Origin of the sequence: Phocaeicola sp. RTP21198st1_B8_RTP21198_201120, from assembly GCF_040929485.1 — a bacterium.
Lineage (GTDB): Bacteria > Bacteroidota > Bacteroidia > Bacteroidales > Bacteroidaceae > Phocaeicola > Phocaeicola dorei.
This window is the reverse complement of sequence record NZ_JBCOCI010000013.1, coordinates 45,921-64,874: the sequence shown is the minus strand read 5'-3', so window position 1 is coordinate 64,874 and position 18,954 is coordinate 45,921. Positions and strand designations below refer to the sequence as shown.

Here is an 18,954-nt window from a genome sequence, read left to right as displayed (position 1 = left end):
ATAACATAGAGCAGGATTTTTTTTGTATTTAACTGTAAAAAAGTTATTTAAAAAGCAGGAAGTTTGAAAAAAAATTCTAATTTTGTATATCCACATTACGCAATTTGTTAACTAAATATATACAACTATGAAACGGAAAAAATTATTCCTACTGATGATAGCATTCTTGCTTATCGGTACTTCGCGTGTAGTGGGACAGGAAAAATCGGATGTAACCCCTGTCAACTTGAAAGGAATTTGGCAGATGTGCTTTTATGTATCAGGGACTCCTCAGGTACCGGGTGAGTTGAAACCAAGTAATTCTTTTAAAATTTTGTCTGATGACGGCAAGTTTACCAATATGACCATGATTCCTAATCATGGAGCTATTATTATTGGTTCCGGTACCTATCGGCAGACTGCTCCTAATGCTTATACAGAGCATGTGGAGAAAAACTTGCATCTTCCACAATTGGTAGGTGTGGATAATATTTTGGAATTTGAGATGAAGGGGGGAGATGTCATGGTGCTGAAGTTTTTTGTGAAAACGGATAAGGATGGAAATGAAATCAATTCCTGGTATTATGAAACTTGGAAACGAGTGAAAATGCCTCCTGTTTATCCAAAGGATTTGGTCAGATAAGTTTGAATCTTTGTTTATAAACAAAGAATAGTCATTTTTCGGGCTACGCTTTCATTTTTTGAAAGTGTGGCCCTATTTATTTTATACATGATATTTGTCTGACGAAACAAGTGTACTTGCTATTATGGTGGGATATGTGTCCTATTTATATGATTACTTGTTTGGATACTTAAATGAAAGATGCTTATGTACTAATTTTCTTCAATAAAATGATGTAATGAGTAACTGCTACCTGTTTGCAGGTTGCTTAAATATAAGGTAAAACTCCTGTAATCTCTTCTTAATTTGCACAGAATTTCAAAAAATGTGCTATTCTTCATCACTTTTATGCCTTTTCAAGAACAAAGATTGGAAATAATCGTTAACTTTGTCGCCAATAACAGAAATAGAAAAGGAGATTAATGTCTAAACTTTATATAATAGCGGGGTGTAACGGAGCCGGTAAAACGACCGCTTCGTACACGGTATTACCCGAAATTTTAGAGTGCCGCGAATTTGTCAATGCCGATGAAATCGCTAAGGGACTTTCTCCTTTTAACCCCTCAAGTGTGGCTATCGAAGCCGGGCGACTGATGCTGAAACGTATCGGAGAGTTACTGTCGGCCGGAGTCAGCTTTTCTGTTGAAACCACATTGTCCACCCGTTCTTATATCAATCTTATCCAGCAGGCACAAAATCAAGGATATAGTGTCAGCCTTATTTATTTTTGGCTGAATTCGCCTGAATTGGCTATAGAGCGAGTGAAACAGCGTGTTGCCAATGGAGGGCATGATGTGCCTGCTCCCATTATCCGTCGTCGTTATCGTTCGGGGTTGGAAAACTTTTTCCGTATTTATATGCCTTGCGTGGATTATTGGATGCTTGCGGACAATAGCTGCACACCGCGTGTTATTGTGGCGGACGCCTTCCGTTTGGGAGATGAGGCCCATATCTATAATCAAGAACTTTTTACTAAAATCAGAAGTTATGTCAACTGAAGAAGAATATAAGGAATTAAGTGCGAAGTTGCGTTATGGTTTAGAACTAGCGGAACAGCGGTTGATAGAGGAAACTGCACGGCGCGAAGGGACATTGTGTTATGGTCGTCCCGATGGAAAAGTAGTCCGGATCTCAGCAACTGAACTTTTAAAGCTTCGTCAGTCCAGTGGAAACAATGCGGCATCTGTGGCTGTGTGTACTTGCTCTGAGATGGAGAGTGGCTGGAATCGTTGAAAATAGAATGAATAACTGTATATGTATAGGGAAGAATCAAAATCTCTTCCCTATGTTTTTTAGTCCGTTATTCAAAGCCTAGATGTGGTTATATCAGCCTTTTGTATGCGAATAGCAAGAGGAAAAAATATCTTAATTTATTTGTCAGTTCAAAGAAAAGCCGTACCTTTGCAAGCCGATTATTATCAAAAGTTTATAAAGGATTAATTCTTAGCGTGTTAATAGTTCTTTGTCCGGGAACGGTTAGAAACGCTGAGAAGAATTGTTTTTTAGTAGTTAACATTTAAAAAAGAATTTAAGAGTGGATACTTTAAGTTACAAGACCATTTCTGCAAACAAAGAAACAGCTCATAAAGAATGGGTTGTTGTCGACGCAACCGATCAGGTCGTAGGCCGTCTCGGTTCGAAAGTTGCGAAACTGTTGAGAGGAAAGTACAAACCAGACTTTACCCCTCATGCTGACTGCGGTGATAATGTTATTATCATTAATGCAGACAAAGTGAAATTTACCGGAAACAAGTGGAACGACAAGGTTTACTTGCGCTATACAGGTTATCCCGGTGGTCAGAGAGAAATGACTCCTGCTCAGTTGATGAAGAAACCTAACGGTGAAGAAAAACTGTTGAAGAGAGTAGTAAAGGGTATGCTTCCTAAAAATCGTCTGGGAGCACAGTTGCTGGGCAATTTGTATGTTTACGCTGGTAGTGAACACAAACATGAGGCTCAGACTCCGAAATCAATTGATATAAACTCACTTAAATAATAAAGAATGGAAGTAGTAAATGCATTAGGCAGACGTAAACGCGCCGTAGCACGCGTGTTCGTAAGCGAAGGTACAGGAAAGATTACTATTAACAAGAGAGACCTTGCACAGTACTTTCCATCAACTATTCTTCAGTATGTAGTAAAACAGCCTTTGAACAAGCTAGAGGCTGCTGAAAAATATGATATCAAAGTAAATCTTTACGGTGGTGGTTTTACAGGACAGTCACAGGCTTTGCGTCTGGCTATCGCTCGTGCGCTGGTTAAAATCAACCCTGAAGATAAAACGGCTCTTCGTTCAGAAGGCTTCATGACACGTGACTCTCGTTCTGTAGAACGTAAGAAACCGGGTCAGCCCAAAGCACGTCGTAGATTCCAGTTCAGTAAACGTTAATATCCGGTTTTACTTGGAACTGGTTAAGAAGCGTTTAGTATCTAAACCAGCGGGACTCTACTTGGTAGCGGACTACCCGATGGTTGGTTGAGATAAACAAAAAAGAAAGTAAACGATTTAAAGAATAACAAAATGTCTAGAACTAATTTCGATACATTATTGGAAGCCGGTTGCCACTTCGGACACCTTAAGAGAAAGTGGAATCCCTCAATGGCTCCTTATATTTTCATGGAACGCAATGGTATCCATATCATTGACCTCCATAAAACAGTTGCTAAAGTAGATGAAGCTGCTGATGCACTGAAACAAATCGCAAAATCAGGTAAGAAAGTCCTGTTTGTTGCTACTAAGAAACAAGCTAAACAAGTAGTAGCTGAGAAAGCTGCTTCTGTAAATATGCCTTATGTAATAGAGCGTTGGCCGGGTGGTATGTTGACTAACTTCCCGACTATCCGTAAGGCTGTGAAGAAAATGGCTACTATCGATAAGTTGACCAACGATGGTACTTATTCAAACCTTTCTAAGAGAGAAGTCCTGCAAATTTCTCGTCAGCGTGCTAAATTGGAAAAGAACTTAGGTTCTATCGCTGATTTGACTCGTTTGCCGTCAGCACTGTTCGTTGTCGATGTGTTGAAAGAAAACATTGCAGTTCGTGAAGCTAACCGCTTGGGTATCCCTGTATTTGCTATCGTTGATACAAATTCAGATCCTTCAAACGTAGACTTCGTGATTCCTGCAAACGATGATGCTACTAAGTCTGTAGAAGTGATCTTGGATGCTTGTTGTGGTGCTATCGCTGAAGGTTTGGAAGAAAGAAAAGCTGAAAAAGTAGATATGGAAGCTGCCGGTGAAAATGCTCCTAAGGGTGCTGGTAAGAAGAAAAATACCAAGGCTCGTATGGATAAAGCCGAAGAAGAAGCTATCAATGCTGCTAAGGCTGCCGCTTTCTTGAAAGAAGACGAAGAAGCTTAATAGTATAAATTGAGAGTTGAGAATTGAAAATTGGGAAAGGGGCAGATTATGCTGTTAATTCTCAATTCTCAATTTTCAATTCTCAATTCTGTTTTAAAGATATTACTAACAATTAAAAAATAAAGGAATATTATGGCTGTAACTATGGCTGAAATAACCAAGCTTCGTAAGATTAGTGGAGCTGGTATGATGGATTGCAAGAACGCCTTGACTGAAGCAAACGGCGATATCGATAAAGCGATGGAAATTATTCGTAAAAAAGGACAGGCTGTTGCTGCAAAACGTTCTGACCGTGAAGCATCTGAAGGTTGTGTGCTGGCAAAAAAGGATGGCGAATTTGCTGCTATCATCGCTTTGAAATGCGAAACCGACTTCGTTGCTAAAAACGCTGATTTCATAGCTTTGACTCAAGCTATTCTGGATGCTGCTGTTGCCAACAGATGTAAGACTTTGGAAGAAGTAAAGGCTTTGCCTATGGGTAACGGTACTGTACAAGATGCAGTAACAGACCGTAGTGGTATCACTGGTGAAAAAATGGAATTGGATGGTTACAATGTGGTTGAAGGTGCTTATACTTCTATTTATAACCACCAGGGAAATAACCAGCTTTGTACTATTGTTGCAATGAATAAAGAAGCTGAAGCTGCCGCTCACGGAGTTGCTATGCAGATTGCTGCTATGAATCCTATTGCAATTGATGAAGCCGGTGTTCCTGAATCTGTAAAAGAAGCTGAAATACAGGTAGCTATTGACAAGACTAAGAAAGAACAAGTAGACAAGGCTGTTGAAGTTGCCTTGAAGAAGGCTGGTATCAACCCTGCACACGTAGACAGCGAAGAACATATGGAAAGTAACAAGGCTAAGGGCTGGATCACTGACGAAGATATTGCCAAAGCTAAAGAAATCATTGCTACTGTTTCTGTTGAAAAAGCTGCTAACTTGCCACAACAGATGATTGAAAACATTGCTAAAGGTCGTCTGGGCAAGTTCTTGAAGGAAGTTTGCTTGCTGAACCAAGAGGATATCATGGATGGTAAGAAGACTGTAAGAGAAGTGTTGAAGGAAGCTGATCCTGAATTGCAGATCGTTGCTTTCAAACGTTTCACTTTACGTGCTGAATAAGATTTCCGCAATTATAGAAGGGGGACTGTGTGACAACAGTCCCTTTCTTTTTTCCGGCTATTTGGTCTGGGTATATCCTTCAGCTTTCAACAACTCGATGACCCGTTGCTTGAACTCTCCTTGAATAAGGATCTCCCCGTCTTTTGCTGAACCGCCTACCCCACATTTGCTTTTCAATAATCTACCCAACTCTTTCAGGTCATTTTCTGTTCCGATGAACCCGTTGATTAATGTCACGGTTTTGCCACTCCGTCCTTTTTTTTCTATATTGACACGGAGCTTTTGTTGTTTTTTATCTAATGTTTTAGTCTCTTCCTTTTCAACGTTTTCATACTTAAAATCAGGATTTGTGGAATAAACCACATTCAGACGTTCTTTCCAATCGTTATTTTTCATGTGAATTTTGCTTAAATGAATACTCAAAGATAAGACTTTTTTTATACTCTATCCGTCAATGTAACAAATAAAAGTGTACTTTTGCAAATTACCTAATGATAATACCTAAAGAAAAAGATGGATATACGTATGCATAAATTCTCGGATAAAGTGCCTGAGCCGACTTTGCGCAGACTTCCGTGGTATCTTTCGAATGTGAAACTGATGAAAGAACAGGGAGAAACGTACGTGTCTTCTACCCAAATATCCAAGCAAATCAATGTGGATGCTTCCCAAATAGCGAAAGATCTTTCTTATGTAAATATATCCGGCCGTACACGTGTGGGATATGAGATTGATGCGTTGATAGAGGTGCTGGAGCGTTTCTTGGGATTTACCAAGATGCATAAAGCTTTTTTGTTTGGTGTTGGTAGTTTGGGAGGTGCTTTGTTGCGCGACTCGGGCCTGCATCATTTTGGATTAGAGATAGTAGGTGCGTTTGATATTAACCCCGAACTGGTGGGAAAGGAAATAAATGGAATTCCTATTTATCATTCGGATGAATTTGAGGTAAAAATGAAATCCTGTGATGTCAATATCGGGGTGTTGACTGTGCCTATTAATATAGCACAGGAGATAACAGATAAGATGATAGCGGGTGGCATTAAGGCAGTTTGGAACTTTACACCGTTCCGTATTCGTGTACCGGAAAATATTGTGGTGCAGAATACATCACTTTATGCCCATCTGGCTGTAATGTTTAACAGATTAAATGTAATTCAAGAATAATAACATGAAGATTATAGCCGTAGGAATGAACTACGTTGCACATTGCCACGAGTTGCATGCTGATGAGAATTTGCCGGAAGAACCGGTTATTTTTATGAAACCGGATTCGGCTCTGCTGAAAGACAGCAAGCCGTTTTTTATTCCTGATTTTTCTCAGCAGGTGGATTATGAGACAGAATTGGTAGTACGTATTAATCGTTTGGGAAAGAATATTGCTCCGCGTTTTGCCAGTCGGTATTATGATGCGGTGACGGTAGGAATAGATTTTACGGCACGTGACCTTCAGCGGCAGTTTCGGGAGGAAGGTAAGCCTTGGGAGCTGTGTAAAGGGTTTGATAGCTCGGCTGCCATAGGTGATTTTGTGTCGGTAGACAGATTTAAGGATATACAGAATTTGAACTTTCATTTGGATATAGATGGAAAAACGGTGCAGAGAGGTAACACTGCAGATATGTTGTTTAAGGTGGATGAGATAATCGCATACGTTAGCCGGTTTTTTACATTAAAGATTGGGGATTTGCTTTATACAGGGACTCCCGTGGGAGTAGGGCCAGTCAGTATAGGACAGCATTTGCAGGGGTATTTGGAAGGTGAAAAATTATTAGATTTTTATGTAAGATGAAAATAAGAGTAGGATTTGGATTTGATGTGCACCAACTGGTAAGCGGTCGTGAATTATGGCTTGGAGGAATAAAATTTGAACATGAATTGGGGCTATTGGGACACTCGGATGCCGATGTGTTGATTCATGCTATTTGTGACGCTTTGCTGGGAGCGGCCAATATGCGTGATATAGGTTATCATTTTCCTGATACTGCAGGCGAATTCAAGAATATTGATAGCAAGATTTTATTGGCTGAAACGGTGGACCTGATTGCTGCAAAAGGGTATAAAGTAGGTAACGTGGACGCAACGATTTGCGCTGAACGTCCTAAATTGAAAGCGCGGATTCCGGAAATGCAGTTGGTGCTTGCTCATTTGATGAGGATTGATGTGGATGATGTTTCCGTAAAGGCTACCACTACAGAGAAGCTGGGATTCACGGGCAGGGAGGAAGGTATTTCTGCTTACGCCACTGTATTAATAGAGAAAGCGGAATGATTTTTATAGAATAAGGCCGAATGCTAGTAATACTCCGAATAGTAGCATATTACGGGAGGTTTCTCCCAATATGCTGTTTAATTCTTTTCCCTTTTTGATTTTTACCATTCTTTGCCATGCCATGAAGTGAGGTAACAGATAAAGTTGGGGTAATAATGCAGCCCAAATGTGTCCGGTCGGAATAAACAATAAACAAAGCCATGCGGCAGCCAATCCCAAAAATAGGTATAATTGTTGCCCTGCATTGGCTCCCCAGCGTACTACGATTGTTTTCTTTCCGCTTTTTGCATCTTGATCGCGGTCACGGTAATTATTCACCATCAACAAGGTATCTATAATCAGTCCGCAAGCTAGAGAGGCGAGTGTTACATTCCAAGTCCAGCTACGACACATCACATAGTAAGTGCAGCCTACCGGTACAAACCCGAAAAAGACAATGACAAGTATGTCTCCCCATCCGTGATAAGCTAGCGGATAAGGTCCTGCTGTATAAAGAAAAGCGAATAAAATACATAAAATTCCCACTGGAATCATTTCAATCCCTCCATAAGCTAATAGGCATAACCCTGCTAAACAAGCTGTCGCTGTGGTCAGGGCGATTCCTTTCCTCATGGCGTTCAGTGTGATCCATCCTTGTGCGCAGGCACGTTCAGGACCCAAGCGGTCTTCACGGTCACTGCCTTTCAGATAATCAAAGTAATCATTAATGAAGTTGGCATCTATCTGCATCAGAAAAGCGAAGAGAAAGCAAAGCAATGCTGGTGTCATTTGGAAGCAGCTGTCTGCATAGGCCAAGGCACATCCCAGTAAAACCGGAGTGGCGGCTCCTGCCAATGTTTTAGGACGGGCGGCTAGAAGCCATGCTTTTATTGAGTTAACTTGAACAATTTCCATTTCTATTTATAATTAAGGTTGTGCAAAGATAAAACAATTAATTCTGTATCTTTGTCTCCAAATAGAAAGGATTATGAAGAAACAGTTTCTTTTTTTACTTTTAGCGGTTATTTTTTTGTCTTCTTGCGCCACAGCTACTTTGTCCGAGTTTCCGGGAGTAGGACGTGTGAAGCAATATGATTTTTATAGTTATGATATTCCACCCGCTTTTGATGGTTTTCGGATAGGATTTGCTTCGGATTTTCATTATGAGAGTCGTTTTAAGAGGAGTGAATTGAACAGTGCGGTACGAGCATTAAAATCAATGCATGCCGATGTTCTGTTGTTGGGTGGAGATTATCGTAGCAAGAAAGGTGGAAATCTAGACACTTTGTTCACCGCCTTGAGCAGAGTTTATACACCTTACGGAACATTTGCTGTGATGGGGAATCATGATTATGGTTATTGCTATTCCGAAGTGGTGGAGGCCATGCAAAAGAATCATGTGCGGTTGATGGAACATAAAAGCTATAAGTTGATGAAAGATGGTCAGCATATTATAGTAAGCGGTGTACGCAATCCGTTTGATTTAAAAAGGAATGGTGACTCTCCATCCCAGCATTTTCCAGCGGATGATTTTATTATATTGCTCACGCATACTCCCGACTATGCAGAAGATACAGATGTATCGAATGCCAATTTGGTGTTAGCGGGGCATACTCATGGCGGGCAGGTGAGCTTGTTTAAAAAATATTCTCCGGTAAAGCACTCCATTTATGGAAACCGTTTTTTGACTGGTTGGAAAGAGAATAGTAAAGGTACTCCGATTATTATTACCAATGGATTGGGTACTTCGCGCGTTGACGTCCGCTTATTTACTCCCAGCGAAGTTGTTCTGGTAGTCTTGCATCGTGTTGAAAAGCAGAAAGAATAGACTGTTTGTCCGTTAATAACGTACAGGGTGTCCATAATCGGACACCCTTTTTTATGTTTACTTATTGATACTTAGTGGATTAATTTCGTGGCATGTGCTTTGCACTTTATAAAGTGAAGCGGCTCAAGAAAAAAAACGGATCATGTTGCAACGTTTTTAGAGTCATTTGCGTCTTATAAATAGAGACACAAATAAACCCGAATTATAAACATTAAAAATAAGACATTATGAAAACTACAATGATCACTAAAGCCATGATGGCAGTTCTTTTTGCAATGACAAGTGTATTAACGCTGAATGCAGTCGAGCCTGTGAAAATTACAAATGAAGAGGTGGAAAATGGTCGGGTGTCGGCTAAGGTCGTTTATGAACAAGAGGGTACTTTCCTTACTCCGGAGTATCGTTTTGAGTTCAGATACAACGATAAGGGACAAATTATAGAGAAGAAAAGTATGAAATGGAATGGCACGACTTGGATAAATTATTATTGTATGGAAGTTACGTACACAGACACAGAAGCGCATATTGATTATTCTTTGTGGAACAAGAATAAAAAAGCGTTTATCCCTACGCAGAAATATGTATATACGTTAGATGAAGCTGGGAAGTTTTTGACGTGGCACTCATATAAAAAAGATGCGACAGGCTGGGAGTTGGACGGATTAATAAATAATGAAGTACTGCTGGCAAAGCGTTAATGGAGTGCGTCCTTTGAATTTTAGATTAAATAATTGATGTGTTTTTCCCCGGGAAATTTGGATTGTGTCCTCCCGGGGATTTTTATTTTTTTAGCCGTTCATATACTGCCGGATGTAGGAAATATCGTATATCTCGTCCTTCCGCTAGTGCCTGTCTGATAAAAGTAGAACTGATTTCCAATAACGGAGTATCTGCTAATTGCACGGAAGGAGGAAGAGTTGTTGGATCAATAGTGAAATTCGGACGGGGATAGATCATTACATGATGATTCTTTAAAATCTCCTTTGCTTTGTACCAACGGGGGAATAGAAGCCAGTTGTCCGCCCCAATGATAAGAGTAAATTCTCGGTTGGGATAGGCTTTGTGTAAAGCGTCCAATGTGTGTATAGTATAGGAAGGACGAGGAAGGTAGAACTCGAAATCGGAAGCTCGGAATTTGGGATAATCCACAATGGCCAGTTTTACCAGTTCCAATCGCAGATTATCATCCCATAAATCCGTTTGTTGCTTTAATGGATTGTGAGGAGAGACGAGAAACCATATTTCATCCAATCCATTATATTCACATAAATAATTAGCAAGTGCCAGATGACCAATGTGAATAGGATTGAATGAGCCGCCGAAAATACCAGTCTTTATCTTACTCTTTTCCATTTATTGTAATTCCATACTTGTCCCACAGTGACAATACCCATTGCTATGGCAATAATGTATTGCTCCATTGCCATTGCAATGATGCCCACAGCCAAAGCTATAAAACCAATGAGGATACAAAGTATCGACATTCTTTGGGCCAGTTTTTTCGGATCTTTGATCATCGTCTTATTTTTCAATAAAATTTTTAATAACTTTCAGTGCTTCCGCTTTTGCTTTCTCCAAATCGTCATTTACTATCACGGTGTCGAATTTATCGGCGAACCCCAATTCAAATTCTGCTTTTGCGATTCGGCTTTCAATTACTTCGGGGGCATCAGTACCACGGCCTTTCAGGCGTTTACGGAGTTCTTTTACACTGGGTGGTTGAATGAAAACAGACAATGCGCGGCTGCCATAATATTTTTTGATATTACATCCGCCTACTACATCTACGTCAAAAATCACATTTTGTCCGGCTTCCAATTGTTTTTCCACTTGTGCTTTCAAGGTTCCGTAGAAACGGTTTTCGTATACTTCTTCGTATTCCAGAAATTCATCATTGGCAATGCGTTGTTTGAATTCCTCAGGAGATAGGAAGAAATATTCCACACCATGCCGTTCTTTTCCGCGAGGAGGGCGGCTGGTGGCAGAAATAGAGAAAGACAGGTTCAGGTTTTGTGTCAGCAGATAGTTGATAATGGTTGATTTGCCCGAACCTGAGGGGGCTGAAAAAATGATAAGTTTTCCTGTTGCCATATCTTGATTCTTTGCTTATGAGAATGGGGTCCGGTATATGAACCGGTTACATTACATTTAATACCTGTTCTTTGATTTGTTCCAGTTCGTCCTTCATCTGCACTACGATGTTTTGCATCTCGGCATGATTGGATTTGCTGCCGGTCGTATTGATTTCGCGTCCCATCTCCTGTGCTATGAAACCAAGTTTTTTCCCTTGCCCATGACCGCCTGCCATGGTTTCACGGAAATATCTCAAGTGATTGCTCAGTCGTTGTTTTTCTTCGTTAATATCTAATTTTTCAATGTAATAAATCAATTCTTGTTCCAAGCGGTTTTTATCATAATCCACACTGATGGTCTTTTCCAAAGCATCTGTAATGCGTTCACGTATCTTGGCTACACGTTCTGTTTCGTAGGGCTCGATGGACTTTAACAAACTCTCGATGTTATCAATCTTTTCGTTGAATTTCTTTTCCAAAGCGGTTCCTTCCTGTTTGCGAAAATCTACCAAATGGTTGATAGCCTCTTCCACTACCTGGCGGACTACCTCCCATTCTTCTTCCGAAAGTTCTTGTACATCGGCCTTGGTTAGTACGTCGGGCATTCGTAGAAGGGTTGCAAACCAATCTTCGGGCATTGGTATATGGGTCATTTCGGAAATAGATTTTATCTGATTGTAGTAGTTTTCTACAAGGGCGGCGTTAATGGGAGTGGCTGTATCCGAAACGTCTTTCTCTATCCACAGGCTGAAATCAACTTTACCGCGTTCCAATGATTTGGAAATCATATTGCGGATTTCCATTTCTTTTTCACGGTATAAAGGAGCGATCCGTGTAGACAAGTCCATTGCTTTACTATTTAAAGACTTGATCTCTACGTTAATTTTTTTTTCTCCGAATATAGCGGTTGCTTTACCGTATCCGGTCATTGACTGTATCATAACTAATATGTTTTTTTGCAAAAGTAATCTTTTTATGGAAATGAAGTATAAATAAAAGTGTATATTTGCAGATTATATTATATAAGTAGAGCATTATGTCGTGTATTTTGCATATTGAAACTTCAACAGAGGCCTGCTCTGTTGCCGTCAGTGAGGATGGATTGGCGGTGTTCTCCAAAGAGGATTTGAAAGGACCTTCACACGCCGTGCAGCTGGGCGTATTTGTAGATGAGGCTTTGTCGTTTGTCGACAGTCATGGTATGCCGTTGGATGCAGTGGCTGTGAGTTGCGGGCCCGGCTCGTACACAGGGTTGCGTATTGGTGTCTCTATGGCGAAGGGTATTTGCTATGGACGTAATTTGCCACTTATCGGTCTGCCGACATTGGAGGTATTGTGTGTGCCGGTGTTGTTACATCACGATTTGCCTGAGGATGCCTTGCTCTGTCCTATGATAGATGCACGTCGCATGGAAGTCTATGCAGCTGTTTATGACCGCGCATTGAGCGTAAAAAGGGAAATAGCTGCCGATATTGTTGATGAGCATTCCTATTTGGAGTTTCTGAATGAACATCCGGTCTATTTTTTGGGTAACGGTGCAGCTAAATGCCGTGGGCAGATTACTCATCCCAATGCTCATTTTATTGATGACATCCGTCCGTTAGGTAAATGGATGTTTCCATTGGCAGAAAAGGAAATGGTAAGACAGAACTTTAAGGATGTGGCTTATTTTGAGCCTTTCTATTTGAAAGAGTTTGTAGCTTCCAAACCCAAAAAGCTTTTGTAACAGCCGATGAACAAATTAGTGCATAAATCATAAATTTTAAATATATGGAGTATAATACTCAACAACGAACTTTACCCCTTCCTGAATATGGCAGAAGTGTGCAGAACATGGTAGATCACGCCTTGACCATCGAGGACAGAGCTGAGCGCCAACGTTGTGCGAACACGATTATCAACATTATGGGCGGTATGTTTCCGCATTTGCGGGATGTGCCCGATTTCAAACATAAATTATGGGATCATTTGGCTATTATGGCCGATTTTAAGCTGGATATTGATTATCCGTATGAAATTGTGAAGAAAGAAAGCCTGGAGGTGAAACCCGATATGTTGCCTTATCCGCATAATGGAATCCGTTATCGTCATTATGGACGTATTTTGGAGAACATGATTAAAAAGGCAGTGGACTATCCGGAAGGTGAGGAGAAAAAGCAGCTGATCAGCCTGATTGCAAACCACATGAAGAAATGCTTCCTGAACTGGAACAAAGACGGGGTGGAGGATCAGAAAATCTTGGATGATCTTCGCGATTACTCTAAGGGAGTGATTAATCTGACCCCTGAAGACTTGCATTTGAATGAGCAGCAACGTGTTTATGTTCCACGCAGGCCACAACAGAATAACAATCAGCGCAGACCGCAACAAAACAACAATCAAAGAAAGAAATATTAATTCCTAAAAAATGATACCATGGCTTCGTTTGTAATTGAAGGAGGACATAAATTGCACGGCGAAATACACCCGCAAGGTGCTAAAAATGAAGTGTTACAGATCCTTTGTGCCACTCTGTTGACCTCGGAAGAAGTGACAGTGACTAATATTCCGGACATTCTGGATGTGAACAACCTGATTCAGTTGTTACGTGATATGGGCGTCAAGGTATCAAAAACAGGAATTGATTCGTATACATTTAAAGCTGACACTGTGGATTTGAACTACTTGGAGAGTGATGAATTCTTAAAGAAATGTTCCAGTCTGCGTGGATCAGTCATGTTGGTTGGTCCGTTGGTTGCCCGTTTTGGAAGGGCTTTGATTTCAAAGCCGGGCGGTGACAAGATTGGCCGTCGGCGTTTGGACACTCACTTTATCGGTATTCAGAAGTTGGGAGCCTGTTTTAATTATGATGAGGAACGAAGTGTTTTCAGTATTTGCGCAAAGCATTTGAAAGGTACTTATATGTTGCTGGATGAAGCTTCGGTTACCGGTACGGCTAATATTGTGATGGCTTCTGTCCTGGCGAAGGGCAAAACGACCATTTATAACGCAGCTTGTGAACCTTATCTGCAGCAACTTTGTCGTATGTTGAATAGCATGGGGGCGAAGATTTCCGGTATTGCATCTAATTTGCTGACTATTGAAGGAGTGGAAAGTCTGCATGGCTGTACTCATCGGGTGTTGCCTGATATGATTGAAGTAGGTAGTTTTATCGGAATGGCAGCTATGACAGGAAGTGAGCTTACCATTAAGAATGTATCACATGAAAATTTGGGCATTATTCCAGAAAGTTTTCGTCGTTTAGGTATTAGAGTGGAACAGCGGGGGGATGATCTATTTATCCCCGAGCAGGAACATTATCAGATAGAATCGTTTATTGATGGCTCTATTATGACCATAGCAGATGCTCCCTGGCCGGGGTTGACTCCCGACCTGCTCAGTGTGGTACTGGTGGTGGCTACACAGGCGAAAGGCAGTGTACTGATTCATCAGAAAATGTTTGAAAGCCGCCTGTTCTTTGTGGACAAGCTCATAGATATGGGAGCACAGATTATATTATGTGACCCTCATCGTGCCGTTGTAATAGGGCATGACCGTAATTTCCAGCTTCGTGCCGGAAATATGACTTCACCCGATATTCGTGCCGGTATCGCTTTGCTGATAGCGGCAATGAGTGCCGACGGTACCAGTCGCATACACAATATAGAGCAGATAGACCGGGGATATCAGAATATAGACCAGCGTTTGAATGCGCTTGGCGCACGTATTACTAGAATTTAGAGAAATCAATCATGATTAAAAAAGATGAAGTTTTCAAGATTGGTATATTCAACAAGCCGCATGGAGTAAAAGGAGAAATCTCATTCACTTTTACGGATGATATTTTTGACCGTGTGGAATGTGAGTATTTGGTCTGTTTGTTAGACGGTATCTTCGTGCCTTTCTTTATTGAAGAGTATCGTTTTCGTTCAGATACCACTGCTTTAGTCAAACTGGAAGGGGTGGATACCTCGGAAAAGGCCCGTATGTTTACGAATGTAGAGGTTTATTTCCCGAAGAAATATGTCGGTGAGGAGGAAGATTCGGATGATATACCTACTTGGAACTATTTTATTGGTTTTAAGGTAGAAGATGTGAATCATGGTGAGTTGGGTGAGATTGTGGCGGTGGATGACAGTACGATGAATGTCCTTTTTGCCATTGAGAAAGGTGGTGAGGAACTTTTGCTGCCTGCCCACGAGGAATTTATCACCAAATTGGATAAGAAAAAGCGTTTGCTGACGGTCGAAGTACCTGATGGCTTGATATAAATATAGAAGGTGCGCACGATGAAGAAAAAAGGAAGGAAAGCATTTTGGCATAATTTCAAGTTTAAGTATAAACTGACCATTACCAATGAAAATACGTTGGAGGAGATTGTGGGACTACACGTTTCCAAACTCAATGGTGTGTCTGTATTGCTGTCTGCCGTAACGGTAATTTTCCTGATTTCGGCAACTATTATTGTTTTTACTCCTTTACGTAATTATTTGCCGGGATATATGAACAGTGAGGTACGTGCGCAGGTGGTGACCAATGCCTTGCGGGCCGATTCATTGCAACAAGTGGTGACGAGGCAGAATATGTATATCATGAATATTCAGGATATATTTAGCGGGAAAGTAAAAGCTGATACAGTCCAATCTATCGACTCTCTGACCATTCTTCGTTCTGATTCTTTGATGGAACGTACCAGGCAGGAAGAAGAGTTTCGCAAGCAATATGAAGAATCAGAACGATATAATCTGACGGCTGTTGATGATAATAATGCCGCTTCCGGATTGATTTTTTATCGTCCTACACGTGGCATGATGTCTTCTAATTTTGACTTGGAGAACAGGCATTACGGAGTGGATATTGCCGCTAATCCAAATGAAAGTGTGTTGGCAACATTGGATGGAACAGTGATTTTGTCTACTTATACAGCAGAAACCGGTTATGTTATTCAGATACAGCACGGACAGGATTTTGTGTCGGTATATAAACATTGTGGTTCGTTATTAAAGAAAGAAGGCGATCCGGTGAAAGGTGGTGAAGCTATTGCATTGGTAGGAAATACCGGTGAAAAAACTACCGGACCGCATCTGCATTTCGAATTGTGGCACAAGGGACGTGCGATTGATCCCTCAAAATACATTGTATTTTAACAACATTATGAAAAAACAAATAGCGATATTAGGTTCTACCGGCTCTATCGGTACACAGGCTTTACAGGTAATAGAGGAACATCCTGATTTATATGAGGCCTATGCGCTGACAGCCAATAACAGGGTCGATTTATTGATAGAACAAGCCCGTAAGTTCATGCCCGAGGCGGTAGTGATAGCCAATGAGGAAAAATACCTTCAATTGAAAGAGGCGTTGAGTGATCTGCCTATCAAAGTATATGCAGGAGCGGATGCGCTCTCTCAAATTGTGGAATCACAGCCTATTGACATTGTACTGGCTTCTATGGTAGGTTATGCCGGATTGCGTCCTACTATAAATGCGATAAAGGCAGGTAAAGCTATTGCTTTGGCTAATAAAGAAACGCTGGTTGTGGCCGGAGAGTTGATTAATGCACTGGCAAATCAGTACCATACATCTGTACTTCCCGTGGATTCGGAACATTCGGCTATCTTCCAGTGCCTGGAAATAAATAACCGGTTGGAGAAAGTGATCTTGACAGCTTCAGGAGGGCCGTTTCGTACTTATACTATGGAGCAGTTGCAAACAGTGACCAAAGCACAAGCTTTGAAGCACCCCAATTGGGAAATGGGAGCGAAGATAACCATTGATTCGGCTTCCATGATGAACAAGGGGTTTGAAGTGATTGAGGCTAAATGGTTATTCGGAATGCGTCCGGAGCAAATTGAAGTGGTAGTTCATCCACAATCTGTCATTCATTCTATGGTGCAGTTTGAGGATGGGGCCGTGAAAGCGCAATTGGGCATGCCCGATATGCGTTTGCCTATTCAATATGCTTTTTCGTATCCGGAGCGTGTGAAATCTTCTTTCGAACGGTTGGATTTTGCCCGTATAACAGACCTGACTTTTGAACAGCCTGATACTAAACGTTTTCGTAATTTGGCATTGGCATACGAGGCTTTGTATCGGGCCGGAAATATGCCCTGTATAGTGAATGCAGCTAATGAAGTGGTGGTGGATGCTTTCCTGAAAGACAAAATATCTTTCCTGGGTATGAGTGATGTCATAGAACGGACTATGGGTAAAGTTGCTTATATCAAGGAACCGACTTATGAAGACTATGTGGCTACTGATACTGAGGCACGTCGGGTAGCGTTATCCCTTTTGTCATCTTAAATGGTAGTTGACAGAGAATTATGTTAATTATAAATTATAAAATAGTAAATAGCTAGATGGAAACATTTTTGATTCGTGCCCTTCAATTGATAATGAGCCTTTCATTATTGGTCATTATTCATGAGGGAGGACATTTTCTTTTTTCACGTCTTTTTAAAGTAAGAGTAGAGAAGTTCTACATATTTTTTGATCCGTGGTTTTCTTTGTTCAAATTCAAACCGAAGAACAGTGATACGGAATATGGTATTGGCTGGGTGCCTTTGGGGGGATATGTGAAAATTTCGGGTATGATAGACGAGTCTATGGATACCGAGCAGATGAAACAGCCTGCTAAACCATGGGAATTTCGTTCAAAACCGGCTTGGCAGCGTCTGCTTATCATGGTGGGTGGTGTCTTGATGAATTTCTTGCTGGCTATCTTCATCTATTCCATGATTTTATTCCATTGGGGAGATTCTTTTGTGTCGCTGCAAGACATGACTCATGGTATGAAATTTAATGAGCGTGCTCGGGAAATAGGCTTCCGTGACGGTGATATTCTCCTTCGCGCAGATGAAAAACCATTGGAGCGTTTCGGGATGGATATGCTTCGTGATATTGCTGAGGCACGTACAGTGACTGTATCGCGCGATGGAAAGGAAACCGAAGTATATATGCCTGAGATCAGCTTGTTGGATATAGCAAAGGATGATCCGATGTTTGTTACGGCGTTAGTTCCTAATGTTGTTGACTCGGTGATACCGGGCGGTGGCTTGGATAAGGCCGGTATACAGAAGGGAGATAGTTTGATTGCGGTCAACGGTGAAATGTTGAACTCATGGAATGCATTGGTGGAAAAACTAGATAATATGCAGGCTGATGCGGAAACTACCGGAGATAAAGGAGTTGCTATGCAAATGGTTTATTCTCGTGGAGGATTGCGTGATACGGTTACCGTGCATACGGACTCACTGTTTAGAGTGGGGGCAACATTTCTTTCATTGGCCGATTATAAAGAAACTACCCGTGAATATGGGTTCTTTGAATCTTTTCCTGCAGGGGTACAATTAGGAGTAAATACATTAAAAGGATATGTGAACGATATGAAATATGTGTTCACCAAAGAAGGAGCCAAGAGTGTAGGTGGTTTTGGAACGATAGGAAGTATTTTTCCGAAAGTATGGGATTGGCATCGTTTTTGGGAAATGACTGCTTTTCTGTCAATCATCCTTGCGTTTATGAATATTCTGCCTATTCCGGCATTGGATGGCGGACATGTATTATTCCTGCTTTATGAAATCATTGCCCGTCGTAAGCCGAGTGACAAATTTATGGAATATGCGCAGATGGTAGGTATGTTTCTATTGTTTGCCTTGCTCATTTGGGCGAACTTTAATGATATCATGCGATTCTTGTTCTAAGTTTGCATGACAGAAAAGGACACGGCATTTTTATAATAATGCCG

General features: G+C 41.0%; 25 protein-coding genes. 19 read left to right on the top strand and 6 right to left on the bottom strand.

Annotated features, from left to right (window positions below; translation table 11 throughout):
• The first annotated feature begins 127 nt into the window (after positions 1 to 127).
• The 7 genes from AB5935_RS08190 to tsf all read left to right on the top strand — a co-directional run bounded on the left by AB5935_RS08190 (position 128) and on the right by tsf (position 5,084).
• Complete coding sequence (locus AB5935_RS08190; protein WP_007831290.1) at positions 128 to 622, top strand: DUF4488 domain-containing protein; 495 nt, start codon at positions 128 to 130, stop codon at positions 620 to 622.
• A gap of 401 nt (positions 623 to 1,023) precedes the next feature.
• The gene (locus AB5935_RS08185) at positions 1,024 to 1,599 is read left to right on the top strand and encodes a zeta toxin family protein (RefSeq protein WP_007842172.1); all 576 of its coding nucleotides are present in this window, start codon (positions 1,024 to 1,026) and stop codon (positions 1,597 to 1,599) included.
• Entirely contained in the window at positions 1,589 to 1,834 is a 246-nt protein-coding gene (locus AB5935_RS08180) for a hypothetical protein (RefSeq protein ID WP_007831293.1), read from the top strand. Before AB5935_RS08185 ends, AB5935_RS08180 begins: the two co-directional genes overlap by 11 nt.
• A 301-nt stretch (positions 1,835 to 2,135) precedes the next feature.
• Positions 2,136 to 2,597, top strand: a complete 462-nt coding sequence (gene rplM, locus AB5935_RS08175) for a 50S ribosomal protein L13 (protein ID WP_005839194.1) — start codon at positions 2,136 to 2,138, stop codon at positions 2,595 to 2,597.
• 6 nt (positions 2,598 to 2,603) lie between these two features.
• Positions 2,604 to 2,990, top strand: coding sequence for a 30S ribosomal protein S9 (gene rpsI / locus AB5935_RS08170; protein WP_005839197.1), 387 nt, complete (start codon positions 2,604 to 2,606; stop codon positions 2,988 to 2,990).
• A gap of 132 nt (positions 2,991 to 3,122) precedes the next feature.
• A complete protein-coding gene (gene rpsB / locus AB5935_RS08165) occupies positions 3,123 to 3,962 on the top strand; it encodes a 30S ribosomal protein S2 (protein WP_007831298.1) in 840 nt (279 codons plus the stop codon).
• Between the two features lie 132 nt (positions 3,963 to 4,094).
• On the top strand, positions 4,095 to 5,084 hold the full coding sequence (gene tsf / locus AB5935_RS08160; protein WP_038611419.1) for a translation elongation factor Ts: 990 nt from the start codon (positions 4,095 to 4,097) through the stop codon (positions 5,082 to 5,084).
• Positions 5,085 to 5,141: 57 nt separating this feature from the next.
• Here the strand turns inward: tsf and AB5935_RS08155 are convergent, their stop codons facing one another.
• The gene (locus AB5935_RS08155) at positions 5,142 to 5,480 is read right to left on the bottom strand and encodes a translation initiation factor (RefSeq protein WP_007831301.1); all 339 of its coding nucleotides are present in this window, start codon (positions 5,478 to 5,480) and stop codon (positions 5,142 to 5,144) included.
• Between the two features lie 117 nt (positions 5,481 to 5,597).
• Here AB5935_RS08155 and AB5935_RS08150 point away from each other — a divergent pair, with 117 nt between their 5' ends.
• The 3 genes from AB5935_RS08150 to ispF are packed head-to-tail and all read left to right on the top strand — an operon-like array spanning position 5,598 to position 7,349.
• Positions 5,598 to 6,248 carry a redox-sensing transcriptional repressor Rex gene (locus AB5935_RS08150; protein ID WP_007831303.1) on the top strand — a complete coding sequence of 217 codons (651 nt, stop codon included), beginning with the start codon at positions 5,598 to 5,600 and terminating at the stop codon, positions 6,246 to 6,248.
• Between the two features lie 4 nt (positions 6,249 to 6,252).
• On the top strand, positions 6,253 to 6,870 hold the full coding sequence (locus AB5935_RS08145) for a fumarylacetoacetate hydrolase family protein (protein WP_007831304.1): 618 nt from the start codon (positions 6,253 to 6,255) through the stop codon (positions 6,868 to 6,870).
• Positions 6,867 to 7,349, top strand: coding sequence for a 2-C-methyl-D-erythritol 2,4-cyclodiphosphate synthase (ispF, locus tag AB5935_RS08140; protein ID WP_007831305.1), 483 nt, complete (start codon positions 6,867 to 6,869; stop codon positions 7,347 to 7,349). Before AB5935_RS08145 ends, ispF begins: the two co-directional genes overlap by 4 nt.
• A 3-nt stretch (positions 7,350 to 7,352) precedes the next feature.
• Here the strand turns inward: ispF and AB5935_RS08135 are convergent, their stop codons facing one another.
• Positions 7,353 to 8,243 carry a 1,4-dihydroxy-2-naphthoate polyprenyltransferase gene (locus AB5935_RS08135; RefSeq protein WP_007831306.1) on the bottom strand — a complete coding sequence of 297 codons (891 nt, stop codon included), beginning with the start codon at positions 8,241 to 8,243 and terminating at the stop codon, positions 7,353 to 7,355.
• 73 nt (positions 8,244 to 8,316) lie between these two features.
• On the opposite strand from AB5935_RS08135, the gene AB5935_RS08130 reads away from it, so the two are divergent.
• Positions 8,317 to 9,156: a metallophosphoesterase gene (locus AB5935_RS08130; RefSeq protein ID WP_007842180.1), complete on the top strand. Its 840-nt coding sequence runs from the start codon at positions 8,317 to 8,319 to the stop codon at positions 9,154 to 9,156.
• A 227-nt stretch (positions 9,157 to 9,383) separates the two neighbouring features.
• Positions 9,384 to 9,854, top strand: coding sequence for a DUF3836 domain-containing protein (locus AB5935_RS08125; RefSeq protein ID WP_007831308.1), 471 nt, complete (start codon positions 9,384 to 9,386; stop codon positions 9,852 to 9,854).
• 82 nt (positions 9,855 to 9,936) lie between these two features.
• Here the strand turns inward: AB5935_RS08125 and nadD are convergent, their stop codons facing one another.
• Genes nadD through AB5935_RS08105 form a run of 4 tightly spaced genes read right to left on the bottom strand, consistent with a single transcriptional unit; the run spans position 9,937 to position 12,169 of the window.
• Positions 9,937 to 10,509 carry a nicotinate (nicotinamide) nucleotide adenylyltransferase gene (gene nadD, locus AB5935_RS08120; RefSeq protein ID WP_007831316.1) on the bottom strand — a complete coding sequence of 191 codons (573 nt, stop codon included), beginning with the start codon at positions 10,507 to 10,509 and terminating at the stop codon, positions 9,937 to 9,939.
• Entirely contained in the window at positions 10,491 to 10,673 is a 183-nt protein-coding gene (locus tag AB5935_RS08115) for a hypothetical protein (RefSeq protein ID WP_005839218.1), read from the bottom strand. The genes nadD and AB5935_RS08115 overlap by 19 nt, the downstream gene beginning before the upstream one ends.
• A gap of 4 nt (positions 10,674 to 10,677) precedes the next feature.
• Positions 10,678 to 11,247, bottom strand: coding sequence for a guanylate kinase (gmk, locus tag AB5935_RS08110; RefSeq protein WP_007831318.1), 570 nt, complete (start codon positions 11,245 to 11,247; stop codon positions 10,678 to 10,680).
• Between the two features lie 46 nt (positions 11,248 to 11,293).
• Positions 11,294 to 12,169: a YicC/YloC family endoribonuclease gene (locus AB5935_RS08105; RefSeq protein ID WP_007831319.1), complete on the bottom strand. Its 876-nt coding sequence runs from the start codon at positions 12,167 to 12,169 to the stop codon at positions 11,294 to 11,296.
• Between the two features lie 95 nt (positions 12,170 to 12,264).
• Here AB5935_RS08105 and tsaB point away from each other — a divergent pair, with 95 nt between their 5' ends.
• Genes tsaB through rseP form a run of 7 tightly spaced genes read left to right on the top strand, consistent with a single transcriptional unit; the run spans position 12,265 to position 18,910 of the window.
• Complete coding sequence (gene tsaB / locus AB5935_RS08100; RefSeq protein WP_007842187.1) at positions 12,265 to 12,954, top strand: tRNA (adenosine(37)-N6)-threonylcarbamoyltransferase complex dimerization subunit type 1 TsaB; 690 nt, start codon at positions 12,265 to 12,267, stop codon at positions 12,952 to 12,954.
• A 44-nt stretch (positions 12,955 to 12,998) separates the two neighbouring features.
• A complete protein-coding gene (locus AB5935_RS08095) occupies positions 12,999 to 13,625 on the top strand; it encodes a DUF4290 domain-containing protein (RefSeq protein WP_007831325.1) in 627 nt (208 codons plus the stop codon).
• A gap of 18 nt (positions 13,626 to 13,643) precedes the next feature.
• Entirely contained in the window at positions 13,644 to 14,948 is a 1,305-nt protein-coding gene (gene murA / locus AB5935_RS08090) for a UDP-N-acetylglucosamine 1-carboxyvinyltransferase (protein WP_007851149.1), read from the top strand.
• A gap of 11 nt (positions 14,949 to 14,959) precedes the next feature.
• Positions 14,960 to 15,478: a ribosome maturation factor RimM gene (rimM, locus tag AB5935_RS08085; RefSeq protein WP_007831330.1), complete on the top strand. Its 519-nt coding sequence runs from the start codon at positions 14,960 to 14,962 to the stop codon at positions 15,476 to 15,478.
• A gap of 18 nt (positions 15,479 to 15,496) precedes the next feature.
• Positions 15,497 to 16,354, top strand: a complete 858-nt coding sequence (locus AB5935_RS08080) for a M23 family metallopeptidase (protein ID WP_005839236.1) — start codon at positions 15,497 to 15,499, stop codon at positions 16,352 to 16,354.
• A 7-nt stretch (positions 16,355 to 16,361) separates the two neighbouring features.
• Complete coding sequence (locus AB5935_RS08075) at positions 16,362 to 17,510, top strand: 1-deoxy-D-xylulose-5-phosphate reductoisomerase (protein WP_007831332.1); 1,149 nt, start codon at positions 16,362 to 16,364, stop codon at positions 17,508 to 17,510.
• A 56-nt stretch (positions 17,511 to 17,566) separates the two neighbouring features.
• Positions 17,567 to 18,910, top strand: a complete 1,344-nt coding sequence (gene rseP / locus AB5935_RS08070) for an RIP metalloprotease RseP (RefSeq protein ID WP_007831337.1) — start codon at positions 17,567 to 17,569, stop codon at positions 18,908 to 18,910.
• Positions 18,911 to 18,954 lie beyond the last annotated feature (44 nt).